Source organism: Mycoplasma sp. 1018B (assembly GCF_024582675.1).
GTDB lineage: Bacteria > Bacillota_I > Bacilli_A > Mycoplasmatales > Metamycoplasmataceae > Mycoplasmopsis.
On record NZ_CP102084.1, the window covers coordinates 530,354 to 547,318 of the forward strand.

Here is a 16,965-nt window from a genome sequence, read left to right on the forward strand (position 1 = left end):
TTAATTGTTAGATTGTAAATTTTTATATCTTTCTTCAACTTCATCTATTGACCCAGCATAAAAGAATAAATCTTCTGGATAATTATCATATTTACCATCTAAAATTGCTTTAAAACTTCTAATACTATCTGCAAGTCTAACGAATTGACCTTTTTTACCAGAGAATTTTTCAGCAACTGTAAAAGGTTGTGATAAGAAATTTCTGATTCTTCTTGCCCTTACAACAATAGTTTTGTCTTCTTCGCTTAATTCCCCTAGACCTAAAATAGCTATTATATCTTTTAATTCCTCAAATTTTTGTAATATACTAATTACTCCATAAGCAACATCATAATGTTCTTGCCCAACAATAAGAGGATCAAGTAATCTAGAATTAGATGCTAAAGGATTAACAGCAGGATAAATTCCTAATGCAGCTATATTACGATCCAAAACTGTTTTAGCATCTAAATGAGTAAAGGTAGTTGCTGGAGCTGGATCAGTTAAATCATCTGCAGGAACATAAACTGCTTGAACAGAAGTAATAGATCCTTTGTGAGTTGATGTAATTCTTTCTTGCAGTTGTCCCATTTCTGTAGCTAAAGTTGGTTGATAACCTACAGCAGAAGGCATACGACCTAATAAGGCGCTCACTTCTGAACCAGCTTGAACAAATCTAAAGATATTATCAATAAATAATAAAACATCTTGATTTTGTTGATCACGGAAATATTCAGCCATTGTTAATCCGGTTAACGCTACTCTCATTCTAGCTCCTGGAGGTTCATTCATTTGACCAAAAACTAAAGCGGTTTTATCTAAAACACCAGCAGCTTTCATTTCGTAATACAAATCATTACCTTCTCTAGTTCTTTCACCAACTCCTACAAAAACAGATAAACCACCATGTTGAGTAGCAATATTATTTATTAATTCTTGAACTAAAACAGTTTTGCCAACACCAGCTCCACCAAAAAGTCCTATTTTACCACCTTTAGCATAAGGAATTAATAAATCAATAACTTTTATACCTGTTTCTAAAATTTCGCTAATAGTTTTTTGATCTTCATATGATGGCGCTGAAGCATGAATCGACATTCTTTTTTCAGCTTTTGGTTCTTCAAGCAAATCGATAGGATCTCCTAAAACATTAAACATTCTTCCTAAAATGGCATTACCAACAGGCACACTGATTGATTTTCCTGTATCTTCTACTAAATTACCTCTTGATAATCCATTAGTTGAAACCATTGAAATAGTTCTTACTGTTTCGTCTCCAATATGTTGAGCCACTTCTAAAATAATTTTTTCATTTTGATTATATAACACTAGAGCATTATTAATAGCAGGTAATTTACCATGTTCAAAACGAACATCAACAACAGGGCCAATTATTTGTACAATTTTACCAATATTTTTTGAGTGTGATTATTTATGGACATATGGTTTATCCTTTCTTAAATTACATTTGCTCCTGAAATTATTTCATTTAATTCCTGAGTTATATTATTTTGTCTTTTGCTGTTATATTTAATTTGCAAGTCAGCAATTAAATTATCAGCATTATCAGTCGCAGATTCCATAGCAGCTCTTCTTGCAACCAATTCGCTTAATTTAGACGAAGCATAAGCTAAATATATTTGAGCAACAACATATAAAGGTATTGCTTCATTAAATACTTCTTTAACTGAAGGATCAAATTCTATTCAAGTTTTAATTGTATTATTTGAAGAATTTTGCGAATATTCTTGTTTAATTTCTTTAAAATTAAAAGGAAAAATTTGTTTTGTCGTTTCTTCTTGCAAAATGTTATTTATATATTGACTATAAATAACATTAATCGAATTAACTTGACCATTTTGATATATTTCCATTGCGCTTTTTAAAACATAAGACATTAAACGATAATGATCAGCTTGTGTATCAGAATTGTATATTTTAATAATTTGTTTAGCAAATTCTTTTTGTAAAGCTTTAGCTCCTTTAACACCAATTAAAATTAATTTATCTTTTTCGGTGATTATTTTTTTTGCTAATTTAATTACACTTGAATTAAACGATCCTGATAAACCAATATCACCAGTACAAATAATATATAATTTACCATTTGTTTGATTGATTGCAAAAAGATCTTTTAAATCCAAATCATTTAAATGTGCTAAAACAGAATAAAAAGAATTATTTACAGCATTAACATAAGTATTAACACTTTCATATTCACTTCTTGCTTTACGTAATTTAGAAGTTGCAACTAATTCCATAGCATGAGTAATTTTACGAATTGATTGTACAGCATCAATTCTATTTTTTAAACCTTGTAATCCAGCCATTATTTATTTTCTAATCATTTTTCTGGTATTGATAAATGCTCGTTAGGATTATAATTAGGAATACTATTAATTATTTTATTTACAATTTGAATTAAAGCTTGAGTTAATTCTAATCTAATTTCATCATTTAAAGCATTATTATTTGCTTTAATTTTTTTAGCTAAATCATCGCCTTGAGCTGTTTCACTCATAAATTTAATAATTTCTATTTTAAAATTTTTAATTTCGTTTAACGGAATAGGATTAATTAATTTTTCTTTAATACTTAATAAAATTGCTACTTGTACCATTTGAGATAATGGTGAGTATTGCTCTTGTTTTAAAAATTCGTAAACTTTAGCTCCATGATTTAAAATATTTTTTGTAGATTCATCTAAATCAGAACCAAATTGAGCAAAAGCTAACATTTCATTATACTGAGCTAATTCTAATTTTAAGGATGAAGAAACCTCTTTGATGGCTTTAATTTGTGCACTCGAACCTACCCGACTAACAGAAAAACCCACATCAACTGCCGGTCTTTGACCTGAATTAAATAATGATTCTTTAGTAAAAATTTGTCCATCGGTAATAGAAATAACATTTGTTGGAATGTAAGCTGAAATATCACCTTGTTGTGTTTCAACAATTGGTAAAGCAGTAATAGAACCGCCACCATATTCAGCTGTAACCCTAGCTGCTCTTTCTAACAATTGTGAATGTAAGTAAAACACATCGCCTGGATAAGCTTCTCTGCCTGGAGGTCTTCTTAATAATAATGATAATGTTCTATAAGCAACTGCATGTTTTGATAAATCATCATAAACAATTAATACATCTTCACCTTTTGACATTCATTCTTCAGCAATTGTTACTCCTGCATAAGGAGCTATATATTGTTGCGGAGCTAATTCACTCGCTCCTGAAACAACCACTGTTGTATATGCCATTGCGCCTTTATCTTTTAATTTTTGTACTATTTGTGCAATAGTAGAATTTTTTTGTCCTATGGCAACATAAACGCATTTAACATTTTTACCTTTTTGATTAATAATTGTATCTATTGCTATAGCACTTTTGCCAGTTTGTCTATCACCAATAATTAATTCTCTTTGTCCTTTACCAATAGGAATCATTGAATCAATTGCTAAAATACCAGTTGAAAGAGGTTGATTAACTTCTTTTCTGGTCATAACTCCGGGAGCGACTTTAAAAATTTCACTATATTTATCAGTTTCAATTTTACCTTTACCATCTATTGGTTGACCTAAAGAATCTATAACTCTACCAACTAAAGCATTACCAACAGGCACAGAAATAACTTCTCCAGTACATTTACATTCGTCACCTTCTGCAAGGCTATTAGCATCACCAAAAATAGCCACACCTATAACTTCTTCTTCAAGATTTAAAACTAAACCATAAATATCATTTTTAAAAGTTATGATTTCACCATTCTTTGCTTGTTCTAAACCACTAACTAGTGCTATTCCATCTCCAATAGTAACAATATGGCCTATTTCTGAATGATCAATTTTTGAGGCGTTAAAACGTTTAATTCTATCTTTGATAATAGCTGAAATATCATGGATTGAATTAGCCATCTATTCCTCCTTCATTTTTTTGTTTCATTAAATTTGTCAATTGATTTAATTTAGAACCAATTGAATTTTCAATTATGTAACTATCCATTCTGATTTTAAAACCACTAATTATATTAGGATCAATTTTGTTTTCTATGTCAAATAAACAGTTATAATCTTTTTCTAATTTTTCTTTAATTAAATTTAACTTTTCTTCACTAATAGGAAAAGCGCTATAAATTTTAGCAAATTTAATATTTAAATGATTATTTACTAATTTTAAATAAGTACTTATGATTCTTTGCAAATGATTTATAGCCTTATGTTCTACAACTACTTTAAGAAAATCTTTAGTAATTTGATTTTTTTGAAAATCAGCAAAAATATTATCAATATATTGATATTTTTGATCAAAAGTTTTTTCGTTATCTCTAAGATAATTAATAAAACTTTTGTCTTTTTTAATTTCTTTATATAAACTCGTTATTAATAAAGATGTTTCATGTGCTACTTGCATTTCCATTGATAATTCATACAATGCAAGTGCATAAGCTTCTAAATTAGCTTTTTTAAACATATTTAAAATTTATCCTGTTTAAGAAACTCATTAATTATTTCATCTTCTATGTCTTTATTAACTGAGCCTTTTAAAATTTGTCTAGATAATTGACTTGCTACCTCTGCAATTTGATTTCTAGTTTCATCTAAAAATTCTTCTTTTTGTTTTTTTACATCCATTCGAGCTTCTTCTATCATTCTTTTAGAAGTTTTTCTCGCATCTTCTATCATTTCTAAAGCTTGTTTGTTTGAACGATTTGTTCCTTCTTGAATAATACGAGCAGCTTCTTCTTGTGCTTGAGCTAATTTCAAATTAGCTTGATTTAATTGCTCTTGTGATTGCAATTTTAAATTTGTTGCACTATCAATATTATCTTGAATAAATTTTTGTCTTGCTTTAATAGCTTTGTTTATTGGTTTATGTGCTAAAAAATAAATTATTATTATTACTAAAATTAAAGCAATTAAAGTTGCTAACATCATTGGTCAAGAAGGAAAAATTTTTTCAAATTTTTCCTTTAATTCTTCGCTTAATGAAATGGAATTATTTGCTGTTTCTGCATTTGCCTGATTAGAAATTTCAGCTCAAACAGTTACTGTATTTAAAAAATTAGACATATTTTTTAAATTATTTTAATTAAAAGCAAAAAGAATAATTAGGGCAATAACAAGAGAATAAATAGCAGCCGATTCAGCAACACCACTACCAATTAATAACATTGTACGAATTTTTGATTGTGCTTCAGGATTTCTACCAACAGCTTCTGCAGCTTTTCCAGCCGCTATTCCTTGCCCTAAACCCGTGCCAATAACACCAATCATTGATAATCCAGCCGCTATTGCAACTAAACCTTTACCAATTTCACTAAAATTTTGTTCCATAATCACTCCTTAAAATTTAATAAATATTTTGTTTTGTTAGAACAGTTTTTATTTTTGATTTTTTTTCTACTTTGGGTTCATCATCAATTTGGCTCGTTCAATAAACAACAGTTAAAGTTGAAAAAATTAATGCTTGAATAAGAGCTCCAAAAAGATCAAAATACATGTGTAAAAAAGGTGTAATAATTATTCCAAAGAAAAATAAATTATTTGCTTCTTGACCTGGTATTAATCTTCAAAGATAACCAAAAAATCAATAAACTAAAAATAAAATTGTTCCCCCTCCTACTATATTTCCAAAAATACGAAAACTTAAAGAAATTAGTGGGGCAAATTGTCCAATCACTTCAACAGGATTTAATAAATATTTTAGGAAAAATTTTCATTTTTGATGAATAATACCCACTACAAAAATTCCTAATCAACTAATTAAAGCCAAAGTTAAAGGGATTGAATACGAACTAACTATTGGTTCAACTCCTAATGGTGCTACCAAATTACCAATTAATAAAAATGTAGATAACCCAAATATATATATTCTCGAGCCTTTAATTTTACCCTGTGTTGTTTCATCAAACATATTATCAATAGTTGTTACATAACCTTCCATAATAATTAAAAAGGCACTAGGAGCTTTATTTGGTTTTGAAGTGCGTTTAATTTCAATAACTATAATCAAACCCAAAATCAAACAAATAATAACAGTTAAAAATAATGAAAATAATTGTGGATGATTTCACTTACTAAAATTTTCTGCGATTTTCTCCATATTTCTCCTTTCTATAAAATATTTTTTCAATCATAGGTCCAATAAAATAAGTCAATGGTAAAAGTGATACTCCAATAATAAAACTTATTATATTAATAGGATAAAAGACCAGATTAAAAATTTTTTTTTCATAAATATTCACTGACTTAATATTTATAAGTAACATAACTATAATAATTAATGAAGCAATTAAAAAAAGAAATAAAAAGCAAATAAACCATAAAAAATGGAATTTGCTTTTAGATCTTCTATTTAAAATACCCAAATCTAAAAGTAAATCTTTTATTAAAAAAGATAAACAAGAGTATAAAATGCCAATTAATAATCCAATAAATGTTGCAAATTTATTTAGAGGATAAAAACAAAGGCTTATAAATATGCTTATAGTCGAGATAGTTAAATAAATTTTAAAAATTAAACTATTATTCATATTTCTTTATTTTTTCTTTAATAAATGCTATTAAAAAAATTATGCTATTTCTAATAACATAATTCAAATTATAATACTTTAAAAATAAGCTAAAAATATTTCTTAAGAAATAAAATTTAATTTTAAAGCTTATTTATAGATTATTTCGATGAAATGAAAAATTTTTAATTGAATTTTTATAAAGTTTTCAATTAGTATTACTAATTCATTTAATAATAATTTTTTTATTAATAAAATCTATATAAATATGACTTTGTAACAATCAAATTGCTATAAATAAAACCATATATAATAGAATACAAAACATAAACGTAAATAAATTAAAAGGTCAAAATGATAAAGGTTTAATGAAATCTTTTAAAGTATTAAACTCATTTTTCCCCAAATAAAAATAATTTGATTTTCATTCAATTGGAATGTGTTTATTAGTATTAGTTATAAAATTAATTAAAAACATTAATAATGCTAAAAAGAAAAATAGAGTTAAAGTAATAAATGTATCTTTAAATTGATAATTTTTAACATTAATAATTAATAAGAAAGTTGGTATTAATAAAACATATCAATGAGTAAATATATAATCTCAATAATAATAACTGTCCAATCCTATATTATTATTATGCATTTCGGGTAACAATAATGCAGTAGTAGCTCCTAAAATTCCAATTGGTCCAAAATATCTTATTCAATGATTTTTATTTATAAGCATGCTAAAAGCGCAAAAAACTAATATCAATCGACACAAATGTAAAGGAAAAATTTCTCACAAAAAAGGATATTTAACTAAAACTAATAAAACACTTCTTAAAATCACTCCTAATAATGTAATTAATCCAAATAAACGTCAAAATAAAGTTAAATTTACATTAGAAATTTTTATTATTTTATTTTGATATGAACGATATATTAAATTTTTAAAAAATCACATTACTAAAGCTAAAAAAATACCTAAAAGTCCTATTATCAATAGAACTAATTTTGATAATGAATTAAAAGGTATGTTATTGCCATAAATAGAAAAAAAACTGTGTTTCATTTAAAAACCACCTAATCCCATTTTTCCTAGATCGCCAAAATTGCCAGATTTGATTTTTTTGCCATTTCATTCATATTTTTAGACATATTTTCAAAATCATTAACTAATCTATTATATTCAAAAGCACTTCTTCCACTACCTTTGATAATTCTTTCTTTTCTGCCACTTTGTCTAAGTAATTTAGGATTCTTTCTTTCTTTTAAAGTCATAGAATTGATTAAAATTTCATAAGTTTTAAATTTTTCTTCTGCTTGTTCAATTTTATCATCGCTTATTTTATTAGCTAAACCAGGTATCATTTTAATTATTTTACTCATTTTGCCCATTTTACGCATTTGTGCTAAATTTTGCATTAAATCATCTAAATCAAATTTACCACTCATTATTTTGTTAACGGTATTTTTAGCTCCTTGTTCATCAAAAACTTCTTCAGCTTTTTCAATCAACGATAAAACATCGCCCATTCCTAAAATACGATCTGCCATTCTATCAGGATAAAAAAGATCTAAATTAGAAATTTTTTCCCCCGTTCCTATAAATTTAATTGGAATATTGAGCATTTTTGTTATGCTAAGTGCTGCTCCACCTCTAGCATCTGAATCTAATTTTGTTATAATAGCCGCATTTAATTTTAGTTTTTCATTAAAAGTTTGAGCAACATTAAGAATATCTTGTCCACTCATGGCATCAGCCACAAATAAAATTTCGTGTGGTTTTGTTATATATTTTAAATCACTTAATTCTTGCATTAAATTTTCATCAATTGCTAAACGTCCGGCGGTATCAATAATAATTAAATCATTTTTATTATTTTGTGCAAAAATTAAAGATTCTTTAACTATGTTTTGTGGTGTTTCTTGAATGCCTTTTTCAAAATAATCAACTTGAATACTTTTTGCTAAAGTAACTAATTGTTGTACTGCAGCTGGACGATAAATATCAGCAGCTACTAATAATGGTTTATTTACATAATTTTTTTTACGCAAAAAATATGCTAATTTAGCAGCAGCTGTTGTTTTACCTGATCCTTGTAGTCCAGTCATTAAAATAATAAAAGGACGGTGATGAATATTAATTTCTTGAACTTTTCCACCTAAAATATCTTGTAATTCTTGATGAACTATTTTTATCATTTGTTGTGAAGCATTTAAAGAACCAACTAGAGAAGAATTTAATGCTTTCTCTTTTACATTTGCAATAAAATCTTTAACTACTTTTAAATTAACATCAGCTTCCAATAAAGCCATTTTAATTTCACGAGTAGTTTCTAAAATATCACTTTCATGAACAATACTTTTTTTAGCTATTTTAGCAATTGATTTTTGAATTCTATTTTCTAAAAAATTAAGCATATTTCTCCTATTTTAAAATAATAGTATATAGTATACCAAAAATTTCATAACCCATTTTTTGATATATTTTTCCAGCAATTTCGTTATGATAAAATAATACAGCTGTTTTATTTTTAGAAATAATAAAATTGGTTAAAGCTTTTGTTACTTTACTACCATATCCATTATTTCTATAATCAGATAAACAATATACTCCGCCGATAACTGCTGCTTTTTCTGTTCAAGCTGTAATTCCAGCATTAGCTATTACAATATTTTTTTGAAATCTTTAATAATAAAATTGTTAGATATATTTTTTCAAATAGATTTAAAGCAACTTGATATTCTTTTTCTTTATTTTTATTTAAATAATCAGCAAATTCAGTAATTAAATATTTGCTATCGATAATTTTTTTAACATCATTTTTTTTAGCTTTAACTACTTGCGAATCATCAAATTCAATTAATTTATTACATTTGGCATAAAATTGTTTATTAATTTGAAATTTATTATTATTAAAAATATTTTTATGATGGTTAAACATTTGTTCGCTTATAGTTAAACGTTGAATATTATATTTTTTTATAAGTTCTTCTAATTCATTTCAACTAAGATTATTTTCTGGATCATAAAATAATAAAGTATTACCAAAAATTAATAAATAAGCTACTATTTTTTCATTAATTATCTTAATATAGCTTTTTATAAAATCATTCTCTAAACCAAACTCACAAATATCACCAATAATTAATAAATTACTTAAATGATTTTGATTTAATAAGTTTAATATCTTTTCTTTATCATTAGAAGTTGCTTTTTTAACCATAAAAAAATTATAATATAAATAAAAATAATCCTTATAAAGGATTAATATATTAATTTTCTTTTAATTTATAATAAGCACAACAAGCAATCATCGCGGCATTATCTGTAGCATATTTTAAATTTGGTATTACGCTTTTAGAACTTAATTTTAAAAACTCACTGCGCAATAAACTATTTGCGCTAACCCCTCCGGCTAGAACTAAAGATTCAAAAGAATATTTTTGCATTGCTAATTTGACTTTTGATATTAAATAATTAACTGCTGTTTTTTGAAAAGAAACGGCTAATTTTGTTTCATCAAGTTTTTCTTTGCGATCAATGGAATTTTGATAAAGATTTATTACCTGTGATTTAAGACCGCTGAAAGAAAAATCAAAATCGTTTTCAGTTTTAGGAATGGTTAATTTAATATAGTCTCCTGTATAATTTTGACTTAATTTATCGATTATAGGGCCTCCAGGAAAACCTAAATTTAATTTAGTAGCCACCTTATCAAAAGTTTCTCCAACAGCATCATCTAAAGTTTCACCTATTATCATAAATTTATGAGCACTTTCTATATATAATAATTGCGTGTGTCCACCTGAAACTAATAAACATAAACTAGGATAATTTATTTGGCTTTCTATTGCGTTAGAATAAAAATGACCTTCTAAATGATTAATAGGAATTAATGGTTTATTTAAAGTTAAACTTAAAGCATTAGCAAATAAAAAACCTATTTGTAAAGTTCCTATTAATCCTGGTTTTTCAGTATAAGCAATATAATCAATTGTTCTTAAATCAATCTTATTTTGTAAAATGGATTGAATTAAATTTATATTTTTAACATGTTCTCTTGATGATAGTTCCGGAATAGTACCACCGAAAGTTTTAAAAAGATCAACTTGTGAAATAGTGATTAATTCAATAACTTTATTATCATCTAATATTGCTATTGAAGTATCATCATGACTTGTTTCTATACCTAATATGCGCATTTTATAAATAATGTTTTTTAACAGGGAATTTTTTTGATCAAATTAAAATTTCTTTTTTTATCATTTTAACCAAAATTCTATTTGTTAAAATTTCTTTTCCTGTTTTTAAAATTAAATCAATTAACTCTGCCAATCTTACTCATTCAGTAAAATTACGCGATGTCATTGCGGGAGTACCTAGTCTTATACCAGAAGCAATTGTAGGACTTAATTCATCTTGTGGAACAGTATTTTTATTTACGGTAATATTAAAATGAGATAATAAATCTTCTGCTTCTTTACCTGTAATTCCATAACTTTTATAAACATTTATAATAAAAAGATGATTGTCCGTGCCATTTGATACAACAGTGACTCCTTTTTTTATAAAAGTATTAGCAAATAATTTAGCATTATTTATCACATTGTGTATATAAACTTTATAAGAAGGTTGTAGTGCTTCATAAAAAGCTACTGCTTTACCAGCTATTTGATGAACTAAAGGGCCACCTTGAAAACCAGGAAATACTCAACGATTCATTTTTTTGGCAATCTCATCATCATTTGTCATAAGAATAGCACCTCTAGCCCCTCTTAAAGTTTTATGAGTTGTAGAAGTAATTATATGAGCATAAGGAATAGGAGAAGGATGAGCCCCAGCAGCAATTAAACCTGCTATATGAGCAATATCAGCCATTAAATAAGCGCCGCATTCATCAGCTATTTCTCTGAATTTTTTAAAGTTAATAACTCTTGAATAAGCTGAATAACCAGTAATAATTACTTTCGGTTTTTCTTTTAAAGCTATTTCTTTAATTTTTTCATAATCTAAGAGCCCTTTTTCATTTGTTTCATAAGTTATAGCATTGAAAAATTTACCACTAAAAGTTATTTTATAACCGTGAGTTAAATGACCACCCGAACTTAAAGCTAAACCCATTATTTTATCTCCGGGTTCACATAATGTAGCTAAAGCAGCTGCATTTGCTGTAGATCCAGAATAAGGTTGAACATTAACATGTTTTACATCAAATAATTTTTGTAATCTCTCTTGTGCTATTTGTTCAATCATATCCACATATTCACAACCACCATAATAGCGTTTTGTTGGATAACCTTCTGCATATTTATTGGTTAATATTGAGCCAGTGGCTTTTAAAACATCTTCACTTACATAATTTTCACTAGCTATTAATTCAATATGTTTTTTTTGTCTTTTATTTTCTAATTTAATAATATTATCAATAATTCGATCTTTAATTTTCATTTTTTCCTTAGTTATTATATTTTTGATTTAATAAATTAATTGCTGTTGTAGTGCCGCTTATTCTTAAAGTTACATTATTTAACTTTTCTTTTTCTTTATAAAAAGAATCTATTTGCTGAATATCAAAAATATCGTTTATGGTTTTTAATTCATTTATTACTTTACCTATGCTTTGATTTTTTTCTAAAGTAAAAGTTAAATCAATAACTTTTAAAGGTTCATTATTATATGCAATAAAATTTTTAGTTTGATTATTAATATTTAAATCTATTCTAAATTCTGCTATTCAGCAATCTAAATTAGTATATTTAGGGTTTATTTTTCCTATTCAACCTATCAATAAATTATTTTTCAAAATTTTAGCAGAAACATTAGGATGAACATAATCGTTATCATTAAATATTTCATAAGTTAAATTATCATCATTTAATAAGTTATTTATTTGTGTTTTTAAATCATAAAAACTATTAGTATTTGATAATATACCACAAACATAAACATTATTGTTTATCATTCCGATTTCAAAAAAGTTTAACTGGTTTATTTTTCTTTTGTTATTGTATTCAGCAACTTCTAATAATGAAGGAACTATTGAATTTCTTATCATTTCTCTTTCTAAAGAAACGAAAGTGTTCAATTTTATGTCTTTTTCAAAATTAAAGGGATTGAAAAGATTTTTTTCTTTACTAATTAATGTAAATGTTCTAATTTCTTGATAGCCAAATTTTTTCAAAACTGATTTAATATTATTGTTATCAAATATATTTATATTAGAAACAAGTATTTCTTTATCAGTAAAATTAGCATAACCATAAAATCTAAAATATTCTTCAATAATATCTTCGTATTGATTTAAATCACTTCTATATAAAGGAGTTAATATTCTATTTTTATTAAATTGAAATCCTATTTGTTTTAATTGTTCTTCCACTTTATTAAAAATATTAAGATTTTTTACACTTACATTAGCATAAATGGCTAATTTATGTCTGTTTTGTAATATAAATTGTTGTTTTCTTGTTTTTGGAAAATTTATAAACTGACTAATTTTTTGTTTATCTTGTTTTGCTTTATAAGCTAAAAAATTTAGTCCCATACGCACCATTTCTGAATTAATATTCTTTGCACCTTGATTTGAAGCTAAAGTATCTAATTTAATTTCTTTGGCTGTTTTTCTTATTTGTTTAGAATCAAAAGAACCAATTTCAAAAGCAATATTTTTACTTGTTAAAGAAATAGCACTATTATCAAGTCCTATTACAGAAGCCAAAGAAACTGCTTGATTTTCATTAAATATAGTAAGAGCGTTATTAACTTGAACTTCTTTATTTCCTAAAATTTTAACTTTACCAGTGTAAAAATCGCAATTAAATTTTGTGTTATTTAATTTATCTAAATCATAAGAATGTGTTGGACTACCATTATAAATTAAATTTAAATTACTTACATCAATAGCTCAATTATTTTTTGCCTCAATATTATGTTTTGCTAAAAATAATTGATCTTTTAAATTAGTAAATGTATTATTTAATTTAATCTCTAAAAAACTTAAAGCATTTGCTTTATTTTTATTAACTTTTAATTTGCTTTTAAAATCTCAATTTCAAGTAGTTTGATAATTAAATCATTTAAATTCTGTTTGATAATAAGCAGCTAATTCTAATGCTAAAACATAATACGAATTAATATCAGCTCTATTAGAAGGCGTAGATATATCAAAAATATAATCATCTAATTCAAAAAATTCGATTGGATCGTCATCTAAAGATATTTTAGATTTTTTATCTAATATTATTAAATCATCAACATCATAAGGTAACAAATTACTATCAAAACCTAATTCACTAAAGCCAGATAACATTCCTTGAGAAATAATATTAGCCATTTTTTTACTAGCAAAAACTGTTTCTCCCTTTTGTGATCCTTCTACAAAAGCAACAGCAAAATGATCTTTTTTTACGTTTGTAGCCACTGTTTGAATTGTTAGTTCTCCAGTGTTGCTTAAAAGTTTAACCACATTTAAATTTTTTGAATTAGGATTTTTATAAACATCTAAAATTTTAACGAATTTAATCCCTTTTACATCACTAAAAGAACGAACACTTTCAACTTCATAACCTAAATTATTTATTGCAGTTTCTACAGACAAATCTAATTTTATTTTAGGCAAAAATTTATTTAATTCTTTTAAAGAAATTAACATATTAATTTTCCTTTCTTATTGAAAAATCTATAAATTTGGGTGCTATTAATTTATTTATTTGACTAAAACAATGAGAATTAAAAAAAGCTTTATTGGTTTTTTTGTAGCCTAAAGGAGCAGGATGTGAATATTCTAAAATTTTTATTTTTTTTAATAAAGTTTGATTTAAATATTTAACCATAAAATTTTTTGCATTATTTCCTAAAATCAAAAATACTAAATTATTATTTAAATCAAGAATATAATTTATTAAATTAGCACTAAAAATTTCTCAACCTTTATTTTTATGACTTAAAGGTTTGTTTTCTTCCACAGTTACTATAGTATTTCATAAAAATACTCCTTGTTTTGCCCAAGAATGTAAACTGTTAGTTTCAAAAATAGCATCAGGATAATCTTTTAAAATTTCTTTTTTAATATTTTTTAAACTTTTAGGAGTTTTTTCTTTTTGAGAACTAAATGCTAAACCATCAGCCACGTTAGGTAAATAATAAGGGTCTTGAGCAATAATTATTAATTTTAAATTTTGAATTTCACAATAAGTTAATGCTTTAAATCAATTATTTTCAGTAGGTCAAACAGGTTTTTCACTTTTTTTAATTTCATTGATTAAATTTACAAAATATTCTTTCTTAAATTCTTCATTTAAAAATTTTTTATAACTATTTTTGATTTTTAAATTGTTGTAATGTTCTAACATCATTTTTATAAAATTCTCTTATATCTTTAATATTATATTTAATCATGGCTAATCTTTCTAAGCCTATTCCTGCAGCAAAACCATTAAATTTATTAGTATTATACCCAGCATTTTTTAATACATTAGGATGAAGCATTCCTGCACCTAAAACTTCTATTCAACGATTTTTATAATAAACATCAACTTCCACGCTAGGTTCAGTAAAAGGAAAATAACTAGGTCTTAATCTTAATTTTACTGGAATCTCAAAAACATAACTTAATAATGATTTTAAAGTTCACATTAAATTAGCAAAACTTACTTGCCCAACACTAATAAAATCTAATTGAGTAAATTGATGTGAATGAGTAGAATCATCTTCATCATTACGATAAACTTTGCCAATTGTATAAGTACTTATTTTTTGATTTGCAAATTTTTCCAATGTCATAGCACTAATAGCGGTATTATGTGTTCTTAATAAATAATTTTGATTTAAATACAAAGAATCTTGCATATCACGAGCCGGATGATTTTTTAAAATATTTAAACGATCAAAATTATATTCTTCACTAACAATTTCGCCACCTTGCGATTCAAAATAACCATGTTTGTCAAATCAAATTCTCATTCTTTCCTCTATTAGAGTAATTGGATGCAATGAACCTATAAAATTAACTGGTTTATTAATATCTAAATAATCATTAGCAATTAAATTTTCTATTCTTTTGTTTTCAATTTGTTTTTCTGCTTCTTTAAAGAAATTTTCATAAGTTAATCTTAAATTAGAAAGTTTTATACCAATATTTTTTTTATCCTCAAAAGTTGCATTTTTAATTTGTTGTTGTAGTTCATAATATTCACTACCAGAAGCATATAATTTATTTTTTAATTTTTTTAAATCTTCTAAAGTATTAATTTCATTAAGATCTAGTTTCATTTATTTCTCCTTATTTTTATTAATTAATTCATAATATTCTTTTAATTTAACGTTATCATTTTCTTTAAATGTAAAAAATATTTCTTTAACTTGATCGGGCAAGTAAGTTTGTTCAATAATACTGAAAGGATAATCATGCGGATATTTATAATTTAATCCATCTCCCATTTTTACTGCAGATTTATAATGTGAATCTTTTAAATGCTTAGGAATATCGTAGATATTACCTTTATTTAAATAATCAATTGTTTTATTCATTGCTAAATAAATACTATTACTTTTAGGTGCTAACGCAGCATTAACAATAGCAAAAGTAACAGGTAAATTAGCTTCAGGAAATCCAAGTTTTTCGACTGCGTTAAAAGCCGCTTCAATTCTTAAACATAAATTAATATCAGCCAAACCAACGTCCTCATAAGCAACACACATCAAGCGTCTAAATAAACCTTGATAATCACCAGTCTTTAATATCAAATGACCATAATATAGAGCAGCATCAACATCACTACCTCTTAAAGATTTATGAAATGCAGAAAGATTATTATAATGAGAACTTGAATTCATATCAGAATAAAAATTCATATTTGGTAAAATGTTTTTTAATTCTGCTTCATTTTTTATATCAGGTTTTAATAACAAAATTAATTGTAAGTTATTTAAAGCATTACGATAATCACCATTAGAATTATTAATTAATGTTAATAATACATCATCAGAAATTGTTATATTAGGATATTTTTTAACAATAATGAATTTTAATCCTTCTAACATTTCTTCACGTGTTAATTTATTAAATTGTAATATATACATTCTACTTCTTAAAGCAGGATTTACTCTAAAATAAGGATTTTCAGTTGTAGTTGCATAAACAATAATCTTATTAAATTCTAAATAAGATAAAAGAATATCTTGTTTGTCTTTATTCAAACGATGTATTTCATCAATAATAATAATTTCTTTTGTTTCTAATAAATCTAATAATTTTTGTTTATTATCAATTGTGGCATTAAAAATACCCCACTTCTTTTTTAAATCGTTAGCTAAAGCTATAGCTGTGGAACTTTTGCCTGTTCCACTTTCACCATAAAAAATAAAACTAGAGATTATATTTTTAGCTACCATTTTTTTCAATAAATTAATAGTTTCTTTTTGACCGATTATTTGATTTAATGTCTGAGGTCTAAGTTCATTGGCTAAATTTTTCATAATAATAA

The 16,965-nt window shown here is 25.3% G+C and carries 19 protein-coding genes; 1 reads left to right on the plus strand and 18 read right to left on the minus strand.

Translation table 4 applies throughout. The features are described 5' to 3' along the window. The 9 genes from atpD to NPA14_RS02945 form a co-directional block, all read right to left on the minus strand. Complete coding sequence (gene atpD / locus NPA14_RS02060; RefSeq protein WP_257076236.1) at window positions 1-1,392, minus strand: F0F1 ATP synthase subunit beta; 1,392 nt, start codon at window positions 1,390-1,392, stop codon at window positions 1-3. Between the two features lie 44 nt (window positions 1,393-1,436). After that, window positions 1,437-2,309, minus strand: coding sequence for an ATP synthase F1 subunit gamma (atpG, locus tag NPA14_RS02065; RefSeq protein ID WP_257075747.1), 873 nt, complete (start codon window positions 2,307-2,309; stop codon window positions 1,437-1,439). After that, window positions 2,309-3,892: a F0F1 ATP synthase subunit alpha gene (atpA, locus tag NPA14_RS02070; RefSeq protein ID WP_257075748.1), complete on the minus strand. Its 1,584-nt coding sequence runs from the start codon at window positions 3,890-3,892 to the stop codon at window positions 2,309-2,311. The genes atpG and atpA overlap by 1 nt, the downstream gene beginning before the upstream one ends. Beyond that, the gene (atpH, locus tag NPA14_RS02075; protein ID WP_257075749.1) at window positions 3,885-4,448 is read right to left on the minus strand and encodes an ATP synthase F1 subunit delta; all 564 of its coding nucleotides are present in this window, start codon (window positions 4,446-4,448) and stop codon (window positions 3,885-3,887) included. Before atpH ends, atpA begins: the two co-directional genes overlap by 8 nt. A gap of 2 nt (window positions 4,449-4,450) precedes the next feature. After that, a complete protein-coding gene (atpF, locus tag NPA14_RS02080; protein ID WP_257075750.1) occupies window positions 4,451-5,047 on the minus strand; it encodes a F0F1 ATP synthase subunit B in 597 nt (198 codons plus the stop codon). Between the two features lie 15 nt (window positions 5,048-5,062). Continuing rightward, complete coding sequence (gene atpE / locus NPA14_RS02085; RefSeq protein WP_323177289.1) at window positions 5,063-5,311, minus strand: ATP synthase F0 subunit C; 249 nt, start codon at window positions 5,309-5,311, stop codon at window positions 5,063-5,065. Window positions 5,312-5,327: 16 nt separating this feature from the next. Then, window positions 5,328-6,080: a F0F1 ATP synthase subunit A gene (locus NPA14_RS02090; RefSeq protein ID WP_257075751.1), complete on the minus strand. Its 753-nt coding sequence runs from the start codon at window positions 6,078-6,080 to the stop codon at window positions 5,328-5,330. Then, window positions 6,055-6,510, minus strand: a complete 456-nt coding sequence (locus tag NPA14_RS02095; RefSeq protein ID WP_257075752.1) for a hypothetical protein — start codon at window positions 6,508-6,510, stop codon at window positions 6,055-6,057. Before NPA14_RS02095 ends, NPA14_RS02090 begins: the two co-directional genes overlap by 26 nt. Before the next feature lie 133 nt (window positions 6,511-6,643). After that, window positions 6,644-7,219 carry a hypothetical protein gene (locus NPA14_RS02945; RefSeq protein ID WP_373456854.1) on the minus strand — a complete coding sequence of 192 codons (576 nt, stop codon included), beginning with the start codon at window positions 7,217-7,219 and terminating at the stop codon, window positions 6,644-6,646. Here NPA14_RS02945 and NPA14_RS02950 point away from each other — a divergent pair. After that, window positions 7,218-7,523: a hypothetical protein gene (locus NPA14_RS02950; protein ID WP_373456855.1), complete on the plus strand. Its 306-nt coding sequence runs from the start codon at window positions 7,218-7,220 to the stop codon at window positions 7,521-7,523. The genes NPA14_RS02945 and NPA14_RS02950 overlap by 2 nt on opposite strands. A gap of 49 nt (window positions 7,524-7,572) precedes the next feature. On the opposite strand, the gene ffh is transcribed toward NPA14_RS02950, so the two are convergent. Genes ffh through NPA14_RS02140 form a run of 9 tightly spaced genes read right to left on the minus strand, consistent with a single transcriptional unit; the run spans window position 7,573 to window position 16,957 of the window. Then, the gene (gene ffh, locus NPA14_RS02105; protein WP_373456856.1) at window positions 7,573-8,898 is read right to left on the minus strand and encodes a signal recognition particle protein; all 1,326 of its coding nucleotides are present in this window, start codon (window positions 8,896-8,898) and stop codon (window positions 7,573-7,575) included. A gap of 7 nt (window positions 8,899-8,905) precedes the next feature. After that, on the minus strand, window positions 8,906-9,151 hold the full coding sequence (locus tag NPA14_RS02955) for a GNAT family N-acetyltransferase (protein WP_373456869.1): 246 nt from the start codon (window positions 9,149-9,151) through the stop codon (window positions 8,906-8,908). Continuing rightward, window positions 9,138-9,704, minus strand: coding sequence for a hypothetical protein (locus NPA14_RS02110; RefSeq protein ID WP_257075753.1), 567 nt, complete (start codon window positions 9,702-9,704; stop codon window positions 9,138-9,140). Before NPA14_RS02110 ends, NPA14_RS02955 begins: the two co-directional genes overlap by 14 nt. A 49-nt stretch (window positions 9,705-9,753) precedes the next feature. After that, window positions 9,754-10,683 carry a tRNA (adenosine(37)-N6)-threonylcarbamoyltransferase complex transferase subunit TsaD gene (gene tsaD, locus NPA14_RS02115; RefSeq protein WP_257075754.1) on the minus strand — a complete coding sequence of 310 codons (930 nt, stop codon included), beginning with the start codon at window positions 10,681-10,683 and terminating at the stop codon, window positions 9,754-9,756. 1 nt (window position 10,684) lies between these two features. After that, window positions 10,685-11,929 carry a serine hydroxymethyltransferase gene (gene glyA, locus NPA14_RS02120; protein WP_257075755.1) on the minus strand — a complete coding sequence of 415 codons (1,245 nt, stop codon included), beginning with the start codon at window positions 11,927-11,929 and terminating at the stop codon, window positions 10,685-10,687. A gap of 7 nt (window positions 11,930-11,936) precedes the next feature. Next, entirely contained in the window at window positions 11,937-14,132 is a 2,196-nt protein-coding gene (locus NPA14_RS02125) for a phenylalanine--tRNA ligase subunit beta (protein ID WP_257075756.1), read from the minus strand. Between the two features lies 1 nt (window position 14,133). Continuing rightward, window positions 14,134-14,835 (minus strand): uracil-DNA glycosylase, encoded by a 702-nt coding sequence (locus NPA14_RS02130; protein WP_257075757.1) that lies wholly within the window; start codon window positions 14,833-14,835, stop codon window positions 14,134-14,136. Beyond that, window positions 14,795-15,751 (minus strand): phenylalanine--tRNA ligase subunit alpha, encoded by a 957-nt coding sequence (pheS, locus tag NPA14_RS02135; RefSeq protein ID WP_257075758.1) that lies wholly within the window; start codon window positions 15,749-15,751, stop codon window positions 14,795-14,797. Before pheS ends, NPA14_RS02130 begins: the two co-directional genes overlap by 41 nt. Next, entirely contained in the window at window positions 15,752-16,957 is a 1,206-nt protein-coding gene (locus NPA14_RS02140) for an AAA family ATPase (protein ID WP_257075759.1), read from the minus strand. Window positions 16,958-16,965: the final 8 nt, after the last annotated feature.